Annotated in this window: 19 protein-coding genes and 1 tRNA gene; 4 read left to right on the top strand and 16 right to left on the bottom strand. The window is 61.2% G+C overall.

What is annotated here, in order from left to right; genetic code table 11:
- Positions 1–111 precede the first annotated feature (111 nt).
- Complete coding sequence (locus OU26_RS07955; protein ID WP_026646282.1) at positions 112–498, top strand: hypothetical protein; 387 nt, start codon at positions 112–114, stop codon at positions 496–498.
- Positions 499–578: 80 nt separating this feature from the next.
- Here OU26_RS07955 and OU26_RS07960 read toward each other — a convergent pair whose 3' ends face one another.
- The 15 genes from OU26_RS07960 to OU26_RS08030 all read right to left on the bottom strand — a co-directional run bounded on the left by OU26_RS07960 (position 579) and on the right by OU26_RS08030 (position 15,469).
- Complete coding sequence (locus OU26_RS07960; protein WP_026646281.1) at positions 579–1,994, bottom strand: DEAD/DEAH box helicase; 1,416 nt, start codon at positions 1,992–1,994, stop codon at positions 579–581.
- 113 nt (positions 1,995–2,107) lie between these two features.
- On the bottom strand, positions 2,108–3,007 hold the full coding sequence (locus tag OU26_RS07965; RefSeq protein WP_026646280.1) for a Cof-type HAD-IIB family hydrolase: 900 nt from the start codon (positions 3,005–3,007) through the stop codon (positions 2,108–2,110).
- Positions 3,008–3,087: 80 nt separating this feature from the next.
- Positions 3,088–3,741, bottom strand: coding sequence for an oligoribonuclease (gene orn, locus OU26_RS07970; protein WP_026646279.1), 654 nt, complete (start codon positions 3,739–3,741; stop codon positions 3,088–3,090).
- 179 nt (positions 3,742–3,920) lie between these two features.
- Complete coding sequence (gene guaB, locus OU26_RS07975; protein WP_026646278.1) at positions 3,921–5,465, bottom strand: IMP dehydrogenase; 1,545 nt, start codon at positions 5,463–5,465, stop codon at positions 3,921–3,923.
- Between the two features lie 138 nt (positions 5,466–5,603).
- Positions 5,604–6,782 (bottom strand): MraY family glycosyltransferase, encoded by a 1,179-nt coding sequence (locus OU26_RS07980; protein ID WP_026646277.1) that lies wholly within the window; start codon positions 6,780–6,782, stop codon positions 5,604–5,606.
- Entirely contained in the window at positions 6,779–7,441 is a 663-nt protein-coding gene (locus OU26_RS07985) for an L-threonylcarbamoyladenylate synthase (protein ID WP_026646276.1), read from the bottom strand. The genes OU26_RS07980 and OU26_RS07985 overlap by 4 nt, the downstream gene beginning before the upstream one ends.
- Positions 7,442–7,617: 176 nt before the next feature.
- Positions 7,618–8,322 carry an ABC transporter ATP-binding protein gene (locus OU26_RS07990; RefSeq protein ID WP_026646275.1) on the bottom strand — a complete coding sequence of 235 codons (705 nt, stop codon included), beginning with the start codon at positions 8,320–8,322 and terminating at the stop codon, positions 7,618–7,620.
- Positions 8,322–9,122: an ABC transporter ATP-binding protein gene (locus OU26_RS07995; protein ID WP_026646274.1), complete on the bottom strand. Its 801-nt coding sequence runs from the start codon at positions 9,120–9,122 to the stop codon at positions 8,322–8,324. The genes OU26_RS07990 and OU26_RS07995 overlap by 1 nt, the downstream gene beginning before the upstream one ends.
- Positions 9,119–10,258, bottom strand: a complete 1,140-nt coding sequence (locus OU26_RS08000) for a branched-chain amino acid ABC transporter permease (RefSeq protein ID WP_026646273.1) — start codon at positions 10,256–10,258, stop codon at positions 9,119–9,121. The genes OU26_RS07995 and OU26_RS08000 overlap by 4 nt, the downstream gene beginning before the upstream one ends.
- A 4-nt stretch (positions 10,259–10,262) precedes the next feature.
- Positions 10,263–11,189 carry a branched-chain amino acid ABC transporter permease gene (locus tag OU26_RS08005; RefSeq protein WP_026646272.1) on the bottom strand — a complete coding sequence of 309 codons (927 nt, stop codon included), beginning with the start codon at positions 11,187–11,189 and terminating at the stop codon, positions 10,263–10,265.
- A 176-nt stretch (positions 11,190–11,365) separates the two neighbouring features.
- Complete coding sequence (locus tag OU26_RS08010; protein ID WP_026646271.1) at positions 11,366–12,562, bottom strand: ABC transporter substrate-binding protein; 1,197 nt, start codon at positions 12,560–12,562, stop codon at positions 11,366–11,368.
- A gap of 245 nt (positions 12,563–12,807) precedes the next feature.
- A complete protein-coding gene (prmC, locus tag OU26_RS08015) occupies positions 12,808–13,728 on the bottom strand; it encodes a peptide chain release factor N(5)-glutamine methyltransferase (protein ID WP_026646270.1) in 921 nt (306 codons plus the stop codon).
- A gap of 9 nt (positions 13,729–13,737) precedes the next feature.
- A complete protein-coding gene (gene prfA / locus OU26_RS08020; RefSeq protein WP_026646269.1) occupies positions 13,738–14,826 on the bottom strand; it encodes a peptide chain release factor 1 in 1,089 nt (362 codons plus the stop codon).
- A 170-nt stretch (positions 14,827–14,996) separates the two neighbouring features.
- Positions 14,997–15,209, bottom strand: coding sequence for a 50S ribosomal protein L31 (gene rpmE, locus OU26_RS08025; RefSeq protein WP_003808371.1), 213 nt, complete (start codon positions 15,207–15,209; stop codon positions 14,997–14,999).
- 186 nt (positions 15,210–15,395) lie between these two features.
- Positions 15,396–15,469 (bottom strand) — tRNA-Ile (locus OU26_RS08030).
- A 254-nt stretch (positions 15,470–15,723) separates the two neighbouring features.
- Between OU26_RS08030 and OU26_RS08035 the strand changes: the two genes are divergently transcribed.
- The 3 genes from OU26_RS08035 (at position 15,724) to OU26_RS08045 (ending at position 18,892) form a co-directional block, all read left to right on the top strand.
- Positions 15,724–17,004, top strand: coding sequence for a GH36-type glycosyl hydrolase domain-containing protein (locus OU26_RS08035; protein ID WP_272944585.1), 1,281 nt, complete (start codon positions 15,724–15,726; stop codon positions 17,002–17,004).
- 152 nt (positions 17,005–17,156) lie between these two features.
- The gene (locus tag OU26_RS08040; RefSeq protein WP_026647263.1) at positions 17,157–17,978 is read left to right on the top strand and encodes an alpha/beta hydrolase; all 822 of its coding nucleotides are present in this window, start codon (positions 17,157–17,159) and stop codon (positions 17,976–17,978) included.
- A gap of 98 nt (positions 17,979–18,076) precedes the next feature.
- A complete protein-coding gene (locus OU26_RS08045; RefSeq protein WP_026647262.1) occupies positions 18,077–18,892 on the top strand; it encodes a TetR/AcrR family transcriptional regulator in 816 nt (271 codons plus the stop codon).
- A gap of 15 nt (positions 18,893–18,907) precedes the next feature.
- Here the strand turns inward: OU26_RS08045 and OU26_RS08050 are convergent, their stop codons facing one another.
- Entirely contained in the window at positions 18,908–19,819 is a 912-nt protein-coding gene (locus OU26_RS08050) for an ROK family protein (RefSeq protein ID WP_026647261.1), read from the bottom strand.
- Between the last annotated feature and the right edge of the window lie 243 nt (positions 19,820–20,062).

Genomic DNA, 20,062 nt, shown 5'->3' on the forward strand with positions numbered 1-20,062 from the left:
TATAAACTTATAAATAAGTCTTGCACAATGCTTATAATCACCCTTACGAAGACTCCGTCAGGCGAATTCAACATATCGCATGCGCCGCGCGGAACACTGGAGAGGAAAGACATGCGTCACATCACCGCGCATATTTCGATTTGGAACAAACTCGGCTGGATCGGCATCATCTGCTATCTCGTGTTCGCCATGGCAACACCGGAAGTGCTCACCGGAGCGAACAAGTGGGTGAGATTGAGCATGGCGCTGCTGTGCGCGGCGCTGATCTCGCTGCCTTGGCGCAGACCGTTCAACGTGGCCGCCATGGCCGGTCTGATGGTGTGGATCATCATCACGCGCGCAATTCCCGGATTCGAAGCACTGCAACGCAATCCCGTGTGGCTGCTCGTGGGTCTGGCCTGCGCGGTCACCAGCTGCTGGGACGCGGATCCGACCAGCGAGGAAGAGGAGAACGAACTCGACCCGGATCTCGCACGCTCGTTGCAAGCGATGGGCTGACGCCGGATATCCGGCGATCGGCATATAAGGCGTCGGTCCGATGCAACCTGATGGTCGGCATCGGACCGACGCCTTATTCGTCAGAACAGCGCATCCTGCGCGAACTCGTCATCGGCTCCATCGACAGCCCCCGATGTACGTTTGCGGAAGGCAGCGACGCCTTCCCGAGCCAATACGCCGACGGCCAACGCCGATTCCGTCCGCAATCGCCCATCCAATCGGACCGCATCCGGCGATACCAGGAACATACGCTCGTTGACGCCCTGCAGGTACAGGCCATCGAGGCTTTCCACACGCGACAGCGCCACATATCCCATACCGGGCGCGAACGTGCGTCGCAGATCCATCACGGCGCGATCCAATGTCATGCCCTGCGATTTGTGGATGGTGATGGCCCACGCGCAGCGCAGCGGCACCTGCTTGACCGTCGCCAGCACGGTGTCGCCGTCCTGCATTTCCCAAGAAGCCGGCTTCATGGTGACGATGTTGCCGTTTTCGAATTCGACGATGGGCCAGCCACCTTTCGATTGGTCGGCAAAACCGCGCACGGTGCCCAGCGATCCGTTGACGAACTGGCGATCGGAATCGTTGCGCACCGCCATCACCGCCGCGCCCGTTTTGAGATACAGCCTTTCGGGGGCAAGCATGTTGCGTTTCAGCCGTTCCACCATATTGGCCGAGCCTTCGGATTCGGCGAGGTATTCGTGCGGCTCCTCCTTGATTTCGAACAGACGCAGATCGTTGAGCGCGTCCGCCTGCCTGTTGACGGGGAACAGATTCACCGCCTGCTGGCCCGGCTCCGGCATCACGCCAAGTCGGGTCAGCAGCACGTTGCGATCGGCGTCGTTCACCGCTCCATCGCGGATGTCGGTCAGCACGTTCAACAGCTTGCCGTCATCCTGACGATGCTGCTCGGTCAGATAGCAGATGACGGGGTCGAGTTCCCGCCATACCAGCGATTCGGTGACGAAACCCTCCGGATTGAGTCCGGCTCCGGCGTAGCGTTCGCGGGAAGCCAGAAATTCGGGGCTTGGCGCGATCAGATCGTTGTTGCGTCCCGACACCGAAACCGGCGGAAGCTGGAAGAAATCGCCGGACAGCACCACTTGCAGACCGCCAAACGGACGTTCGTCATGCCGGACGATGCGGCAGACCTGGTCGACCATGTCGAACAGCCATGCGTGAAGCATGGAGACCTCGTCGATGATGAGGATGTCGGCTTCCTGCAGACGGCGTTTGCGACGGCTGCGGATGGTTTTGACCAAGCTATCGGTCAGCGCGGTGGCCAATCCGACGCCGCTCCACGAATGGATGGTGGTGCCGTTGATATGCGTCGCCGCGATGCCGGTCGACGCGGTGACGGCCACGGACGCACCGTCGGCGCGCGCCTGACGCACGAATTCGTTGAGAACATACGTCTTGCCCGCACCGGGCGCGCCCGTCAGGAAGACCGGCGCGCCGGAATTCAGAATCGCAAGCGCCTCGTCCTGCCTCATTACGCCACCTTTCTTACGTGCCCTTACGTGCCGTACCCCACGTCACCCACCTATGACGTTCACGCACCTGCGCCGCCGCGCACTGTGTCGCTGCGTCCTACGCAACGGAATCGTCAGGCAACCAGCCTATCCACGACCTTGAGCACACCGTGATCGACATTCGACGGCGCCATATAGCGTGCGGCGGCCTTCAAATCGGGATGAGCGTTGCCCATGGCGAACGACCAGTCGCCCGCTTCAAGCATGAGCAGATCGTTGAGGTAGTCGCCGAACACCGCCGTCTGCGCGGATGTGACGCCGAGCACGCGTTGCAACGCCTCGACGCCCTGCCTTTTGTCGGTTTCGGCGTTCATGATGTCGACCCACAGCTTGCCGGAGACGACCACCTGATAGTCCGCGCGCAAATGCGCGAGATGCTCGTTGGTGAAGCGTTCGGCGCCGTCGAGGTCGAGCACCGCGAGTTTCAGTACGATTTCGGCGCCGCCGCCCGGCTTGTAGGCGGACGGTTCCTGGGCGACGTCCAGCACCGCGTGCAGATCGTCCACGATGCTCAGCGCCGCGTAATATTTGCGCACCTCGTCGAGGAACGGCTTGTCGGAACGCTGCACGTAGGCCGAATTGAGACCGCATATCACCAGTCCCACATTGTGCTCGCCGGAAGCGGCGGCCTCATCGACCAGGTCGATGACGTGACGCGTGACATCCAGATCGATGCCATGCACTTCCACGACTTTGCCGTCGAGCGCCACCACATTGCCGTTTTCCGCGATGTAGGACAGCTCTCCCCCGCCGAGGATTTCCGCGGCCTTGTCGGCGAACATGTTGCGCAACGTGGCGTATTGGCGTCCGGAGGCCGGCACGAATTCGATGCCTTGGCTCTTGAGGCGGGCAAGCATCGGCCAGAATCCGTCCGGAATCTCGCTGTGCTCGTCGAGCAGGGTGCCGTCCATGTCGGCGACCACAAGGCGGATGTCCTGCGGCTGGCTGATGGCAGTCCAATCGGCTGCGGTCATATGGTTTCCTTCCTGAGGTGGATCCGTGGACGGCCGGTTTGTGGATGGCCGGCCGCTTCGGACGTCATGTCCGAAGGAGATCAGTCCTTGTTGAGCAGGCTGGTGCGCTGGATGTCCGCGGCGATGGCCTGTGCCTCGGTCTCGTCCGGGCCAGGCACCGGCGCCATGAACGCCTTGCGATAGTAGCGCAGTTCGTCAAGCGATTCGATGATGTCGGCGAGCGCGCGGTGGCCGCCGTTCTTCGGAGGACGGTTGAGATACACGGCCGGATACCAGCGGCGCGCGAGCTCCTTGAAGGTACTCACGTCGATGGTGCGGTAATGCAGGTTCTCCATGAGATCCGGCATGTAATGGTCGAGGAATTTCTTGTCGGAGCCGATGGTATTGCCCGCGAGCAGGGGCTTGACGCCGTCCGGGGTGAACCGCTTGACGTATTCGATGACCTTGGTCTGCGCCTCGTCGAGGCTCAGCCCGTGCTCCCATTCGTTGATCAGTCCGGAACGGGTGTGCATGGCGCGCACGAAGTCGTTCATATGGTCGACGGCCTTCTGGCTGGGCTTGATCACGTAGTCGACGCCTTCGTCGAGCACGTTCAGGTCGAAGTCGGTCGGCACCACGGACACTTCGACGAGCTCGTCGCCGCCGAAGATGTCCAATCCGGTCATCTCGCAATCGATCCAGATCAGGCGCGAGCCTGCGGACGTGTATGTTTCGCCATCGTGTGCATCTACCATCGTTGCCTCGTTTCGGTTTGGGTTCCTCGTCCCACGTTCTTTTGCGCAGGCCGAACATACGAAGATACCGCGGGGTAGGTACTTGAATCGCCGACGGGTGCCGTGAAAAACGGGAAGTCCCGTTCCGCGGCTCATGCCACGGGACGGGACTTCATTCAATCGGACTGCCGTCCGAACGCTCACTGACGGCCGGAGTAGTTCGGCGCCTCGGCGGTCATGACGATGTCGTGCGGATGGGATTCGCGCAGACCGGCATCGGTGATGCGGATGAACTTGCCACGTTCCGGCATCTCGGCGATGTTGTGGGCGCCGATGTAGAACATGGACTGGTGCAGGCCGCCGATCATCTGGTACAGCACGGCGTTGAGCGGTCCGCGGTACGGCACTTCGCCTTCGACACCTTCCGGAACGACCTTGTCGTTGGAGGTGACGTCGGCCTGGAAGTAACGGTCCTTGGAGTAGGACTTCTTGCCACGCGGAGCCATGGCGCCCAGGGAGCCCATGCCACGGTACAGCTTGTACTGCTTACCGTGCAGGAGCACCTTCTCGCCCGGAGCTTCCTCGCAGCCCGCAAGGGTGCCGCCAAGCATCACGGAGGATGCGCCGGCCACGAGGGCCTTGGCGATGTCGCCGGAGTAGTGGATGCCACCGTCGGCGATGCACGGCACGCCAGCGGCGCGGCAGGCCTGGGCGGCCTCGTACACGGCGGTGAGCTGCGGGACGCCGACACCGGCGACCACGCGGGTGGTGCAGATGGAGCCCGGGCCGACGCCGACCTTGACGGCGTCGACGCCGGCGTCGATCATGGCCTGCGCGCCATGGCGGGTGGCGACGTTGCCGCCGATGATGTCCACGCCGTCGAACGCGGAGTCGGACTTGAGGCGACGGATCATGTCGAGGGCAAGCTTGGCCTCGCCGTTGGCGGTGTCGACCACGAGCACGTCGACGCCGGCCTCCATCAGGGCGGAGGCGCGGTTGTAAGCGTCGCCGAGGAAGCCGATGCCTGCGGCGACGCGCAGACGGCCCTGCTCGTCCTTGGTGGCGTCCGGATACTGCTCGGTCTTGACGAAGTCCTTGACGGTGATCAGGCCGGTCAAGTGGCCTTCGGCGTCGACCAGCGGCAGCTTCTCGACCTTGTGCTTGGCCAGCAGGTCGTGGGCATCTTCCTTGGAGATGTTGGACGGGCCGGTGATGAGGTTCTCGCGGGTCATCACTTCGGAGACCTTCAAACGGTCGTAATCCTCGGATGCGATGAAGCGCATGTCACGGTTGGTGATGATGCCGACGAGCTTGTTGTCCTTGTCCACGACCGGCAGTCCGGAGATGTGGAAGCGGCCGCACAGCTTGTCGAGGTCGGCCAGGGTCACGTCCGGGCTCACGGTGAGCGGGTCGTTGATCATGCCGGATTCAGAACGCTTGACGATGTCGACCTGGGCGGCCTGATCGTCGATGGAAAGGTTGCGGTGCAGCACGCCGATGCCGCCGTTGCGGGCCATGGCGATGGCCATGTCGGACTCGGTGACGGTGTCCATGGCCGCAGAGATGGCCGGGACCTTCATCGTGATGTTGCGGGTGAGATGAGTGGTGGTGTCCACTTCGGACGGAATGACATCCGTCTCGTTCGGCAGCAGCAGCACATCGTCATATGCGAGGCCAAGCTGGGCGAAAATCGGAGGAAGTGGGGCGAAAGTGGAATCTGCATTCATATCAGGAATTGTAGCCATAAACCCACTATATGAACGTGTGCTGACTAACTGCGACACGGTCCGCGGAAGCGGAGAAAAACCCATTGTCGGCAAACGCTTCCCACATCGTCCGGCAAAGCGTTTCATCAGATTCGTGCGGACGGCGCGGGAATGCGATCAGCGTCCGCCGCGAGACCTGCCTCCACGGGAACGTCCGACCGACGCATGCCGCGCATCGGCTTCGATGGCCGCGTTCTCCTCGCGAATCTCCGGAATGCGGTGCCTCAGATACGGATACATCGTGGCGACGGCCAGCAGCGCCGCCGCGATGAGGAAGCCGATCAGCACGTAACTCGCCCGGAAGAACAGGATCATGATCGAGCCGAATGCGATCAACGCGGCCCAGCCCCACAGAATCAGCACCGCGCCCTGCACGGTGTGTCCGATGCGCAGCATGCGGTGGTGCAGATGCATGCGGTCCGGGTGCATCGGCGACTGCCCTTTGCTCAGACGCCGCACGATCGCCAAGCACATGTCGAGAATGGGCAGGAACAGCACCAACATCGGCAGCAGAATCGGCATGAACACCGGCAGATAGATGCTGGTATGGATGGATGCCGGGTCGAGACGGCCCGTCATGACGATCGACGCGCAGGTGATCAGATAGCCGAGCAGCATGGAGCCGGAATCGCCCATGAACAGTTTCGCGGGATGCCAGTTATGCAGCAGGAAACCGACGCACATACCCACCATGGCGATGTCGATCAGCGTGGCCATGGACGCGTACGACGGCGAATTGCGCGCGATGATGTACGAATAGATGGCGAAGGCGATGCCGCCGATCGCCACAATCCCCGACGAGAGACCGTCCAGACCGTCCACGAAATTGACGGCGTTGATGGACACGACGATCAGGAACGCCGTGATGGCCATGGATAGGCTTGGCGACGCGGTGACGAGCGATCCCAACGGCAGCGAAATGATCTGCAGTCCGCCCCACGCCACGAAAACGGAGATGAGCAGCTGGCCGGCGAGTTTAAGCATCCAGTCGAGGTCCCACAAATCGTCCGCCATGCCCAGCAGACAGATCATGATGGCTCCGGCGAGGATGACCCATGCTTGGTGCGATTGGGTGAACAGCCCTTCGATGAACGGAATATGCGAGGCGAACAGCATGGCCACGGTGAAGCCGATGAGCATGCCCAGTCCGCCCATGCGCGGCGTCGGAACGGTATGCACGTCGCGCGCGCGCACTTCGCCGACGGCGCCGATCTCGATGGCGATATGCCGGATCAGCGGGGTGAGCAGGTAGGTTACGCCGCCTGCGATCGCGGCAATGAACAGGTAGATCCTCATACGCCCAATGCACCGCCGTTCAGTGTCAACGCCTTGCGGATGACCGGCTCGCGGATCACTCCCTCCCGAAGGATCACGATGCCGTCGCGCTCATGCGGATCGGCTTCGACCACCGTGGACGCCACGTGACCGGGCGTCGCGCCTCCATCCAGGTACAGATCCACCGCGTCGCCAAGCGCCTCCTTGGCCTCCTGGACCGTCTGCGCGCTTTCCTCGCCGGAACGGTTGGCGCTGGTGGCCGCCAATGGCCCTGTGGCACGCAGGACACGCAATGCAACTGCGGAATTGGGGATGCGCACGCCCTGCGTGGATCTGCCGCTCACCGGATCGCGTCGCACGGTGGCGAGCGAGCAATCGTCCTCCGCTTCGGCTATCGGTGAAAAAGCGCCCGGCATGAACATGGCAGCCAGCCGATTCAGCGGCACGGGCAATGTCAGATGCAACTTCTCCATGCTTTCGATAGACGGCAGCAGCACCTGCAACGACTTGTATTTCGGCCGTTTCTTGGCCGCGAACACCTTGCGGATCGCCTCGATATTGCGCGGATCGCAGGCGACGCCATACACGGTGTCCGTGGGAATAACCACCAATCCGCCATCATGGATGATTTCAACGGCCCGGGCAAGGGATTCGTCGTTTATCGTGCAAATCTCGCTCATGACACCTCCCTTTCAGCCAATCAACTCACCTATTGTACGGCATGGCCCATGGCGCCCCTCGCGCCACGGAAACACCCATCCCCGATGCCAGGCAAACAAAACGGGCACGATACCGGATGTATCATGCCCGTTTCCATGTCGGTACTCCCCCGAGACCAATCGTCCCGAGGCGAGGGCTATGCGCCCAGGTACGCCTTGCGCACCTGTTCGTTGTTGAGCAGCTCCTTGGCGTCGCCCTCCATGGTGATGCGGCCGGTTTCCAGCACGTACGCACGGTCGGCGATAGACAATGCCATCTTGGCGTTCTGCTCGACCAACAACACCGTGATGCCCTGCTCGTGCAGCTTTCGGATGATGGAGAAAATCTCCTTGACGAGCTTCGGCGACAGACCCATGGACGGTTCGTCCATGAGAATCGTCTTCGGGTGGCTCATCAGCGCGCGTCCCATGGCAAGCATCTGCTGCTCGCCGCCGGACAGCGTGCCCGCCTTCTGGTTGCGGCGTTCCTTCAGACGCGGGAACAGGCCGTAGACCATATCGAGGTCCTTCTTGATGTCGGACTGGTCCTTCAGGCTGAACGCACCCATCTCGAGGTTCTCCTCGACGCCCATGCGCGTGAAAACGTGGCGGCCTTCAGGAATGTGAGCCATACCGAGGGTCACGATTTTGTTGCTGTGCGTCTTGAGCAGGTCCACGCCGTTGTACATGACGGAACCGGACTTCGCCGGCACCAGGCCGGTGATGGTGTGCAGCGTGGTGGTCTTGCCAGCGCCGTTCGCGCCGATCAGGGACACGATCTCGCCGTCGTTCACGGTGAAGCTGATGTCCTTGACGGCTTCGATGGCACCATACGAAACGGAAAGGTTCTTGACTTCCAGCATCAGGCCTCCTCCTCGCTTTCGTCATCGTCGTCATCATCGGAACCCAGATACGCGGAGATGACCTGCGGATTGTTGGCGATCTCCTCCGGCGTGCCGGATGCGATGGTGCGTCCGTAATCAAGCACCTGGATGCGCTGGCAGACGTTCATCACCAGGCTCATGTCGTGTTCAATCAACAGGATGGCGATGCCGAAACGGTCGCGGATGGTGTTGATGCAGTTAAGCAGATCCTCGGTCTCCGTCGGGTTCATGCCAGCGGCTGGCTCGTCGAGCAGCAGCAGCTTCATGCCGGTGGCAAGCGCACGGGCGATTTCCAGCTTGCGCTGCGCGCCGTACGGCAGGTTCGCCGCCTCGGTTTCCGCCAGACCCTCAAGTCCGAAGATCTTGAGCAGATCGATGGCCTTGGCATGCATCTCGCGTTCCTGCTTCCAGAACTTCGGGGTGCGGAAGATCGCGCCGCCCATATGGTAGCTGAACGATTCGTTGAACGCGACCAGCACGTTCTCCTCGACGGCCATCTGTCCGAACAGGCGGATGTTCTGGAAGGTTCTGGCGATTCCGGCGCGCACCACCTGATACGTCTTCTTGCCGTTCATGCGTTCGCCATCTAGGAAGAACTCGCCTTCCGTGGGCTGGTACACGCCGGTCAGCAGGTTGAACACGGTGGTCTTGCCGGCGCCGTTCGGTCCGATCAGACCGATGAGCTCGCCGGAATTGATGGTCATGTTGAAGTCGGATACGGCCTTCAGGCCTCCGAAGGTGATGCCGAGATGCTCGGCCTTGAGGATTGGCTCGCTCATGCCTGCGCCTCCTTGGTCTTGGTGGCCTTTCCGGCGGTCTTGTCCGCTTCCTTGGCGCTCTTGCCGGACTTCACGGCCTTCTCGGACTTGCCGTCGGCCCCGTCCTGCTTCGGCTTGCCGTGCTCCCTGACCTTCACGGGATAGAAGATCTTGTTGATGACCTTGGTCAAAGAGAACTCCCAGTTGCCGAAGATGCCTTGCGGACGGAAGATCATGATGAGCACCAGAGCCACCGAATACACCAGCATGCGGTAGCTGGAGAACGCGCGGAGCAGCTCCGGAAGAATCGTCAGGCCGATGGCGGAGACGATGGAACCGGTCAGGGATCCCATGCCGCCGAACACGACCATGATCACGTAGTTGATCGACTGTAGCCAGCCGGCCATGGCCGGGTTGAGCGAGCCGATGTACTGCGCGAAGATGCCGCCTGCGATGCCTGCGAAGAACGCGGAGATGGCGAAGACGAGCACCTTCATATAGGTGATGTTGATGCCGGACGCGTTTGCCGCGATCTCGTCGTCGCGGATGGCCTTGACGGCGCGTCCGTAACGGGAGCGGGCGAACATGAACAGCAGCACCACGGTGACGACGGTGATCCAGAACACGACGTACAGGTTGGCGAGTCGGTCGATGCCGATCAGCGCCTGTCCCGCGGCTCCCTTGTCAAGACCCATGCCGCCGGCGACCTTCAGATTCTGGATGATTACGCGGATGATTTCGCCGAAGCCGAGGGTGATGATGGCAAGGTAATCGCCATGCAGACGCAGGGCCGGGATGCCGACCAGCACGCCGAAGACGCAGGCGACGACACCGCCGACGAGGGTGGTGAGCAGGAATCGCAGGGTCGGATCCATCGCGACGCCGTTGGCGACGAGCAGCTTGCTCATCAGGGCCGCGCTGTACGCGCCAATCGCCTCGAAGCCGCAGCAGCCCAGCGTGAGCTGTCCAAGCACGCCGATGGTGAGGTTCAGCGAGGTGGTCATGATGATGGCGATGCAGCAGGTCATCATGATGCCCTTGATGTAGGCGTTGACCAGACCGGATTCGCACACGCCCATCAGGATGCCGAACAGCGCGACCACACCGATCGCGCAGACCAGATAGGACTGTTTGGTGGAAAGCATTGATTTCTTCATAAGGTCACACCTTCTCGGTTTCCGGTTCGCCCATCAGGCCGGACGGCTTGACCAGGAGCACGATGATGAGGATGCCGAACACGATGGCGTCGGAGAACGCGGACGTGATGATACCGCCGGTGATGGTGCCGATGTACGCCTTGGTCAGGCTTTCGACCACGCCGATCACCAGACCGCCGACCATGGCGCCCGGGATGGAGCCGATGCCGCCGAGCACAGCCGCGACGAAGGCCTTCAGGCCCAGCATCGCGCCCATCATCGGGGACACCTGCGGATAGGAGACGCAGTACATCAGCGATGCGACCGCCGCGAGGCCCGAACCGATGGCGAACGTGAGCGTGATGGTGGAGTTCACGTTGATACCCATCAGGATCGAGGCCTCCTTGTCTTCGGAGACGGCGCGCATGGCCTTGCCCTGCTTGGTGTAGGTGACGAACAGCTGCAGCGCGACCATGATGATCACGCCGAGCACGATGGTGATGATGGTGGCGCCGTCGATCTTCAGCTTGCCGATCGACAACGTCGGAATCTGGATGATGGTGGGAACGGTCTGGTAGTCGGCGCCGAAGATGGCCTGGGAGCCGTTCTCCAGCAACAGGCTCATGGCGATTGCGGTGATGAGGGCGGTCATGCTATTGCCCTTCTCACGCACCGGCTTGTATGCGGCCCTCTCCACGATGACGCCCACCGCCACGCACATGAGAATCGCGGGAATGACGGCCACCCATGCAGGCAGGCCGAAGGCGACGATCGCCGGAATGGTAAGCATCAGCACGTAGGAGCCGACCATGATGAAATCGCCATGCGCGAAGTTGATCAGACGGATGATGCCGTAGACCATGGTGTAACCGAGTGCCACGAGCGAGTACACGCTGCCGATTTTCAGACCATTGAAGATCTGGCTGATGAACATGATGATCTGATTGCCCATCACTCCTCCTTTCAAAGTTTGGTTGGTATCGGGCGGCTTGGCCCGATGAAATACGAATGATTATGAATGGATGTGGATGAATCCGCCTTGATACGCGAAAGGGAGAGAACCGGTTTCCCGGTTCCCTCCTCTTACGTGTTCAGGCTTTCACACCCCTGCCTCCAAGTGGTTGGAGATCACTTGGACGGCTGGATGGTGGTCTTGTACTGCGGCTTGCCGTCCTTGAGCTCAAGCACGATGACGGACTTCTTCGGGGAGCCCTTCTTGTCGAGCGTGAAGTTGCCGGTCACGCCTTCGAAGCTCATGCCGGCGATGGCGTTGCGCACGGACTCGCGGGTGGCGTTCTTGCCGGCCTTCTCGATGGCCTGCTTCATCATGTACACGGAGTCGTAGCCCAGTGCGGTGAAGGTGTTCGGATCGGCGTTCTTGTTGGCCTTCTTGTAGGACTTGATGAAGTCCTGCACCTTGGCGTTGGAGGTGTCGTCCGGAGAGTAGTGGGTGGTGTAGAGCACCTTGTTGTACAGCGACTTGTCGTCGGTCATCTTCAGGCCGTCGTAGCCGTCAGGACCCATCACATAGCCCTTGTAGCCGACGGAGCGGGCCTGCGGGATGATGTACGGGCCAGCGACGGAGTAGTAGTACGGAGCGTACAGGAACTCGGCGCCAGCGGCCTGGATCTTCTGCAGCTGGGAGGAGTACTCGGTGTCGTCGGCGCTGGAGGAGTTCTCTTCGGCCACGACGTCAAGGCCGGCCTTCTTGGCGGCAGCGGCGAAGGCCTTGCCCACGCCGGAGGAGTACGGATCGCCGGTGCCGTACAGCACGGCGACCTTCTTGACCTTCAGGGTCTCGGCTGCGAACTTGGCAGCGATCTCACCCTGGTAGGAGTCCTTGAAGCAGGTGCGGAACATATAGCCACCGGTCTCGATGGAGTCGGAGGTGGCGGCCGGTGCGATGGCCGGCAGCTTGGACTGGTCGGCCAGCGGAGCCACGGCCGCGGTGGTGGAGGAGATGGTCGGGCCGACCACGCCGAGCACGCTGTTGTCGCCGGCGAGCTTGTTGAAGGCGTTGGAGGCTTCGGTGGCGTCGCCCTTGTCGTCCATGGACTCGAGCTTGACCTTCTTGCCGTTGATGCCGCCCTTGGCGTTGATCTCATCCACAGCCAGCTTGAAGCCGGCGACCTCGGCCTCGCCGTATGCGGCGGCGGTGCCGGAGTTGGTGGTGACGGAGCCCAGCGTGATGGTATCGCTGTTGGCCGCGCTACCGTTGGAGCTGCTGGAATCGTCCATGCTGCCGCCGGAGCAGGCAGCGAGGGACATCGACATTGCGCCTGCCGCGATCAGGGCGACGCACTTGGCGGAGAACTTCGCGTTCATTCCGTTCTTCCTCTTTTCTTGAAAACGCTGCACATTCCTTTCAACGCGCACCTTGGAAAAAATCATGTTCATCTCAACCCCCGTGCGCGGAACCACGGCGACCACTCATGACGGACGCCCGTTCTCTCTCTGTGCATTCCGATTGTTCTTTATAGCCTGGCGGACGGCGGCCTGCATAAAATGTTCTTATAGTGAGACTCAACTTCTGGTTATATCCCCGTCAGCATGGCGCAAAAGAATATAAGTTACTGTGCCGGCTGTTTTTCCGCCGTCAGATAACGTGGCCGTCCGGTGTAGTCGTTATGCACGGTAACGTCGACGAAGCCGCAGGTTCGTGCGAAGGCGGCAAGCCGCTCCCCCTGCGTGATGTCGTGCTCCATCACCATAAGTCCATCCGCGCGAAGCAGTTTCGCCGCGCGTGCGATGATGCGTTCCGGAATGAGCGTGCCGTCCGCCGAACCGCCGTATAGCGCCAGATCGGGGTCGTAATCGCGCGCCTCGGGCTGTTCGGGAATGTCGGCAAGCGGCACGTACGGAGGATTGGTGAGCACGATGTCGATCGTGCCGTCGAGCTGGTTCAGCGTCGGCATCTGCGTGGCGTCGGAGATTTCCAGATGATAATTGCCGGCGATGTTTGGATGCCGTCGCACGGTTTCGTCGAGATTGCGACGGGTCCACTCAGCGGCCGTGGCGCTTTTCTCGACGGCCCACACCTCGCTGCCGGGCACTTCCATGGCGAAGGACAAACCTATCGCGCCGCTTCCGGCGCACAGGTCGACCACCCGAGCCGAATACATGCCATGGCTGGTCGTCCAGTCGATGCCCTCCTGCACGACCAGCTCGGTTTCCGGGCGCGGGACGAACACGCCCGGCCCGACCTTCAGATCAAGATAACGGAACGGCGCATGTCCGGTGATGTGCTGCAACGGCTCGCGCCTCGCGCGACGGTCCAGCATGGCGCGGAATCGTTCCAGAGCGGACTCCGCATCGTTCTTTCCGGCCAGGCGCTCCGTATCGTCGCCCATGAGCATGGCTTTGTCCACATCCCGCAGATCTACGTGGAGGGCTTCGGCGAGCAGCAGTTTGGCGTCATGTTCCGGAGTGTCGACGCCCGCCTTGCGCAGGACGTCGGCGGAGGAACGCACCACGTCGAATACGGTCGTCACCCAGCCGCCCTACTTCTGGTTGGCGAGACGATCGGCTTCGTCCGCCTGGATGTCGCTGTCGATGACGGCCTGCAGGTCGCCGTCAAGCACCGCGTCGAGGTTGTACGCCTTGTAGTTCGTGCGATGGTCGACGATGCGGTTTTCCGGGAAGTTGTACGTGCGGATACGTTCCGAACGGTCCAGCGAGCGCACCTGGGAATGGCGCATATCGGCGGCCTCGGCGGCCTCCTGCTCGTGTTTCATGGCCAGCAGGCGGCTCTTCAGAACGCGCAGTGCCGCCGCGCGGTTTTGGATCTGGCTCTTCTCGTCCTGCATGTTCACGGTGATGCCGGTGGGGATGTGCGTCATGCGGACCGCGGAATACGTGGTGTTCACGGACTGGCCGCCCGGGCCGGAGCTCATGAAGATGTCGATTTTGAGATCCTTCGGATCGATTTCAATCTCATCGTCGTCCTCGTCGGCCTCCGGGAACACGATGACGCCCGCCGCGGAGGTCTGGATGCGTCCCTGCGATTCGGTGACGGGGATGCGCTGCACGCGGTGCACGCCACCCTCGTACTTGAGCGACGCCCACACGCCGTCTTCGGGGGCGGGGGTTCCTTTGGCGCGGATCGCCAACTGCACGTCCTTGACGCCGCCAAGCTCGGTGGTGTTCTCGGATTGCACGGTGACGGTCCATCCGCGCTTTTCGGCGTATCTGGTGTACATGCGCAGCAGATCGCCGGCGAACAACGCGGCCTCCTCGCCGCCGGTGCCGGCCTTGATCTCCATGATCGTGTCGCGCGCGTCGTCGGGATCACGTGGAATCAGCGCGGTGCGCAGCTTCTCCTCGGCCGCCGGCAGCTCGCCTTCCAGACGCTTGGCCTCCTCGGCGAAATCGGCGTCCTCGGAAGCCATCTCGCGAGCCGCTTCCAAATCGTCCTTCACCTGCTTGTAGGCGGTGTACGCGGAGACGATGGCCTCCAATTCCGCATGACGGCGACCAAGCTTGCGCATCTTGTCCGGATTGGACGCGACATCCGGCTCGGCCATCCGTTGTTCGATATTGTGGTATTCCTCAAGCGCGGTGACCGCCGCGGGGAACTGTTCGTCTGCCAATGTAAGCCTTTTCTTCGTTTCTACGCTTCAGCGGAGCACTCATCGCTGAACCTTACTCAACCTGTCCATCATATAAGGTGGCGCGGAAGTGCAGCCCGACGGAATCGAATCGCCGATAAAAAAACGCCGGCCCGACCGGACCGGCGTTTTCATTGCCTAAGCAATAAGACTCACTTGGCCTTCTTGCCGTAACGCTTCTCGAAGCGAGCCACACGACCACCAGTGTCGAGGATCTTCTGCTTGCCGGTGTAGAACGGGTGGCAGTTGGAGCACACATCGACGGTCATGTGATCGCCGTTGTAGGTGGAACGGGTGACGAAGGTGTTGCCGCAAGAGCAGGTGACCTGCACTGCGTGATAATCAGGATGGATACCCTGCTTCATAGTTTGTCTCCTAGAGATTCGGGGGACCCGGGTCGCCGCACCCCGCTGGCGTGGCGTGAACCGGATAACCTTTGGAAGTGTAGGAGATGGTCGGGACACCGTCCGCATTCCATCACGTGCGGCGCAGGGACGCGCACACGAAAGCACATACGAAAAAGGATCCGCCTTTCCGACGAATCCTTCATGTGCCCTCGCTGGGACTTGAACCCAGGACAAACACCTTATAAGGGTGCTGCTCTAACCAACTGAGCTACGAGGGCAACAGAGGCAGTATATCCCAACCTCGGAATATTGACGGAACACATCGTCGGCTTTCACACAACACACGTGCAAATCGCTATTTATAAGTTTATAAATAACATGCTAATCTATTGGTTAAATCAATGAACGTTACATCGCAAGCGCGTTCCGTTCGGATCATTTCACCGACGAAAGGACATCCATGCGCTACGGCCATTTCGATGACGCGGCAAAGGAATATGTGATTGAGACCCCGGCCACCCCGCTGCCGTAGATTAACTACCTTGGCAACGAGGACTTCTTCTCCCTCATCTCCAACACTGGCGGCGGCTACTCCTTCTACAAGGACGCCAAGCTGCGCCGCATCACCCGCTACCGTTACAACAACGTTCCGGCCGACAACGGCTCCCGCTGCTACTACCTGAGCCTCATGGACTCCGACGCGGACGATGTCAAGCCGGTCGAGACCTGGTCCCCCACCTTCCTGCCGTGCAAGACCCCGCTCGACTCCTACTGGACGGAACTGCTGAGCACCTACCGCGCCGACTGGAACGACTGCCTGAACCTCAACTGCTTCTCCGACACTCCGGGCGAGAGCTTCCAGACCGTGGAGAACAACGACACCGGCGTGGCGGAATCCGTGTTCATCAGCGGCATGTTCGTACTCTATGGCGGCCAATACGCCGACATCATCGAGCACTACGGCAAGCTCACCGGCATGGATGACGCAAACGTGGCCAAGGAGGCGGCCAACATCCGCGCGGAAATCGGACAGGTCTCCGAGGCGGTCAAGACCGCCGGCTGGGACGGCGAATGGTTCGTACGCGCCTATAACGCCTACTCGCGCAAGGTCGGCACGCATGAGGACACCGAAGGCCAGATCTACATCGAACCGCAGGGCATGTGCGTGATGGCCGGCATCGGCCTGGACGACGGCAAGGCGCAGCAGGCCCTGAAGTCCGTCAAGGACCGTTTGACCTGCGATTGGGGCACCGCCATCCTCGCCCCCGCCTACTCCACCTACCGCATCGAACTCGGCGAAATCTCCTCCTATCCGCGCGGATATAAGGAGAACGGCGGCATCTTCTGCCACAACAACCCGTGGATCTCCATCGCCAACGCCCTGGCCGGCAACGACGACGAGGCCTTCGCCGTCTACCAGCGCAACTGTCCGGCCTACGTGGAGGACAAGTCCGACGTGCGCAAGGTGGAACCGTACGTGTACTGCCAGATGGTCGCCGGCCCCGAAGCCGCCACCCCAGGCGAAGGCAAGAACTCCTGGCTGACCGGAACCGCGGCATGGACCTTCGTGGACGTGTCGCAGTACCTGCTGGGCGTCCGCCCGACGCTCGACGGTCCGGCCATCGAACCGCATCTGCCGGCCAAGTTCACCAATCTGACGGTGACCCGCGTGTTCCGCGGTGTAACCTACACCATCGCGATGAAGCGCACCGGCGAGCGCTCCGTCGCGGTGAACGGCGAGAAGATCGACGGCGACACCGTCCCGGTCCCGACCGACACCACCAAGCCAATCAACGTCACCGTCACCTTCTGACGGATTGACCATCCGCGTATTGGAAACGGGCGGCCGTGAAGATGCTTCCACGGCCGCCCGTTTCCAATACGTACGAACCCCAAGAAACGCGCAACCCGCGTACGGGGGAATACCGACATAACCACAAGCTTCATACGAATAGGATGGATGCCATGCAATATTTCGAACACAAGATTCCCGGCATCGACGGCAGCACGGCCACATTCGTCGGCTATTGCCTTGACAACAGTGAAGAAATCGACCCGGACCGCAGACGTCCATCCGTGCTGGTGATTCCCGGCGGCGGCTATGAAATGACGTCCGATCGCGAGGCCGAACCGATCGCCATGCAGTTCCTCGCGGCAGGCTTCAACGCCTTCGTGCTGCGCTATTCCGTCAAGCCCTCCGTGTTCCCCGTCGCGCTGCTGGAAGCGGCAGAAGCGGTGCGACGCATGCGTGCGCACGCCGCCGAATGGCATGTCGACGGCGATCGAATCGCCGTCATCGGCTTTTCCGCCGGTGGCCATCTCGCCGCCAATCTGGCGACCAGCGTCAGCGACGACGTGCTCGCGGCACACGGCTATGATCCGGACGCGGTGCGTCCGAACGCGCTGATGCTCGCCTACCCGGTAATCACATCCGGACCGCTTGCGCACCGTGGCAGCTTCGACGCGCTGCTCGGCGAGAAGAAGGACGACCAGGAGGCGCTCGACGCCGTCTCCATCGAAAAGCACATCGATGCCAAGACCCCGCCGGTCTTCGTCTGGCACACGCTTCCCGACGGCTGCGTGCCGTGCGAGAACACGCTGATGCTCATCGACGCCTGCAAGAAGGCCGGAGTAAGCATCGAGGCGCATCTGTTCCCCGAAGGCGGCCACGGCCTGGCGCTGGGCAACGCCGAAACGGCATGGCAGGGCGTGAACGGCATCGAGCCGTGCGTGCAGGCATGGCCGAAGCTCGCGATCGACTGGATGCGCAGGACGTTCGCGAAGTGATCCGCGCCGGCGTGTGGTCGTCGGACATTCCGATAGCCACACGCCGGAGTACAGTAAGGGCGATATTCCCCCACACCAATGTTCTCGAAGGAGACCGAATGAGCGTCGCGGCATGGAACCGGTTCCTGCAGGAGCAGGACAACTGGCCTGCGGCTTCCCGAGTCAACAGCTCGACCCCGTACTCCATCCAGGCGCGCAATGCGCTGGCGGACAAGACCTTCGAGAAGAAGAAGCGCATGAGCCAAGAGGAGCGCCACCTGCAGATCCTTCAGGCGGCGGTCAAAATCCTCGCCACCAAGGGCTTCTGGGGCATGAGCCTGCAGGACATCGCCGACGAGATCGGCATCACCGAGGCCGCGCTCTATCATTACATCTCATCGAAGGACGACCTGCTCAACATGGTGCTGTCCGAATGCTACGACACCCCCGATGCGGACGAATACAATGCCGTCACGGCCGCCGTCACCGACGCCGACGGGCATCGCGTGTACTTTTACCCGCGGTACTGCCTGAACATCGCGCTGTACAATCTGCAACGGCCCGAGCTGGTGCAGCTGTACTCCGTGCTCAACGGCGAGGCGCTCAGCCCGACGCATCCCGCGCACAGCTTCTTCATCGGCCGTCACATGCGCAATTGGGAGATGATCGGTTCGATGAACTGGGTTCTGCCGCCGGAAGTGGACGAGGAACGCTTCTACGACCTGTACACACTGGCGATGAGCGCGATGGACGGCCTGCAGTACCGTTGGCTCGGCGATGATTCGATGAACCTGCTCGAGGAATGGATTTCGATCTCCGACATCATCTTCCCGCCGAGCGAATGGGCCGGCTATACCGATCCAAGCGAATACGATCCCGCTCCGGACCGTTGTCTGCCGCCGATGACGCTTTCCGCACGCCAGCAGACGATCTGAGAGAATTCTTCCGAATTAGCGGATCGGCACCTGCTCCAGACCTTCGCCTTCGGTTTCGAACGCATAGTAGGCGCCGATCAGACCGGCGTTGTTGGTATGACGGCAACGCTTCACTGACGTGCGGAAATCGGCCCATTGCGGAATCCTGCCGAGCGCCGCGTTGACCATCGGCAGGATCTGCTGCTCCCTGCAGATGCCGCCGCCCAGCAATATGCATTCCGGATCGGCGATGGCCGCGATATTGAAGACCGCGATAGCCAGATAATCGATCCATTTATCGACGATTTTGCGCACACGGGGCTCGTCCAGCCTACGGAACAGCGAGGCCGGAACGATGGATCCCGTCGGCACGTCGAATTCTTTGACGTAATCCTCCGCGAGCACGATGGTCGACAGGTAATCCTGCATGGTGCAGAACCCGCCGGTCTCGTAGTTCGGAATCATCATGCCGAGCTCGCCCGCACGCCAATCCTTGCCTCGGCGGATCTTGCCGTCGAGGAACAACGCTCCGCCCACACCGCTGTCGATGGTGATCAGCGCGAAATCGTCAAGTTTGACGGCATTGCCGGAAAGCTTCTCCGCCATGGCCGCGCAATTGGCGTCGTTCTCCATCCACGTGGGCACCGGATTGTCAAGGTATTCCTGCAGCTCCTTGCCGATCTCGTGCTTGTACAGCATGCCCAACGCGCCGGCGGTCACGGCCAGCTGCTTGCTGACGTCGATGAATCCCGGCACGCTGATGGCGATGCCGTCGAGCTGGCAGCGCTGATTGTTGGCGATGTGGGCGAGCGCCTGATAGAAGGATTCCACGCTGTCGACCGGCGTCGCGATGGTGCCGGGGATTCCCATGCGTCCGTCCTCGAACACCACGTAGCGGGTGAAGAACGTTCCGATCTCGAATGCAAGTATGTGCTTCGATGCTGCCATATCGCTATCTAACCTGTCTTTAATAGAAGTCCAACCTTGGTACAGTATAGCGTTCACGGGCAGCTTTCGGGTGATTCAGTCCACGACATGACACCCCGTTATCACGCCTGCCAATTACCCCCCTATGGCAAATGTAAGACATCATCGTATGGACACTTTTTATTTCTTTCCCATCGCGATAATTTGTCACGAATCGCTAGTATCATCTGCCGTGAACTGCGCCCCGTTTGTTGGACGTTGTTA

The organism is Bifidobacterium ruminantium DSM 6489 (assembly GCF_000770925.1).
GTDB lineage: Bacteria > Actinomycetota > Actinomycetes > Actinomycetales > Bifidobacteriaceae > Bifidobacterium > Bifidobacterium ruminantium.

Excerpts from the sequence above, each read along its gene's own strand:
- orn (WP_026646279.1), bottom strand. The coding sequence starts at position 3,741 with ATGGTAGATGCACACGATGGCGAAACATACACGTCCGCAGGCTCGCGC.
- OU26_RS07955 (WP_026646282.1), top strand. The coding sequence starts at position 112 with ATGCGTCACATCACCGCGCATATTTCGATTTGGAACAAACTCGGCTGG.
- OU26_RS07960 (WP_026646281.1), bottom strand. The coding sequence starts at position 1,994 with ATGAGGCAGGACGAGGCGCTTGCGATTCTGAATTCCGGCGCGCCGGTC.
- guaB (WP_026646278.1), bottom strand. The coding sequence starts at position 5,465 with ATGGCTACAATTCCTGATATGAATGCAGATTCCACTTTCGCCCCACTT.
- OU26_RS07990 (WP_026646275.1), bottom strand. The coding sequence starts at position 8,322 with ATGCTGGAAGTCAAGAACCTTTCCGTTTCGTATGGTGCCATCGAAGCC.
- OU26_RS08050 (WP_026647261.1), bottom strand. The coding sequence starts at position 19,819 with ATGGCAGCATCGAAGCACATACTTGCATTCGAGATCGGAACGTTCTTC.
- OU26_RS08005 (WP_026646272.1), bottom strand. The coding sequence starts at position 11,189 with ATGGGCAATCAGATCATCATGTTCATCAGCCAGATCTTCAATGGTCTG.
- OU26_RS07965 (WP_026646280.1), bottom strand. The coding sequence starts at position 3,007 with ATGACCGCAGCCGATTGGACTGCCATCAGCCAGCCGCAGGACATCCGC.
- OU26_RS07980 (WP_026646277.1), bottom strand. The coding sequence starts at position 6,782 with ATGAGGATCTACCTGTTCATTGCCGCGATCGCAGGCGGCGTAACCTAC.
- OU26_RS08000 (WP_026646273.1), bottom strand. The coding sequence starts at position 10,258 with ATGAAGAAATCAATGCTTTCCACCAAACAGTCCTATCTGGTCTGCGCG.
- OU26_RS08010 (WP_026646271.1), bottom strand. The coding sequence starts at position 12,562 with ATGAACGCGAAGTTCTCCGCCAAGTGCGTCGCCCTGATCGCGGCAGGC.
- rpmE (WP_003808371.1), bottom strand. The coding sequence starts at position 15,209 with ATGAAGCAGGGTATCCATCCTGATTATCACGCAGTGCAGGTCACCTGC.
- OU26_RS07995 (WP_026646274.1), bottom strand. The coding sequence starts at position 9,122 with ATGAGCGAGCCAATCCTCAAGGCCGAGCATCTCGGCATCACCTTCGGA.
- OU26_RS08045 (WP_026647262.1), top strand. The coding sequence starts at position 18,077 with ATGAGCGTCGCGGCATGGAACCGGTTCCTGCAGGAGCAGGACAACTGG.
- OU26_RS08040 (WP_026647263.1), top strand. The coding sequence starts at position 17,157 with ATGCAATATTTCGAACACAAGATTCCCGGCATCGACGGCAGCACGGCC.
- OU26_RS07985 (WP_026646276.1), bottom strand. The coding sequence starts at position 7,441 with ATGAGCGAGATTTGCACGATAAACGACGAATCCCTTGCCCGGGCCGTT.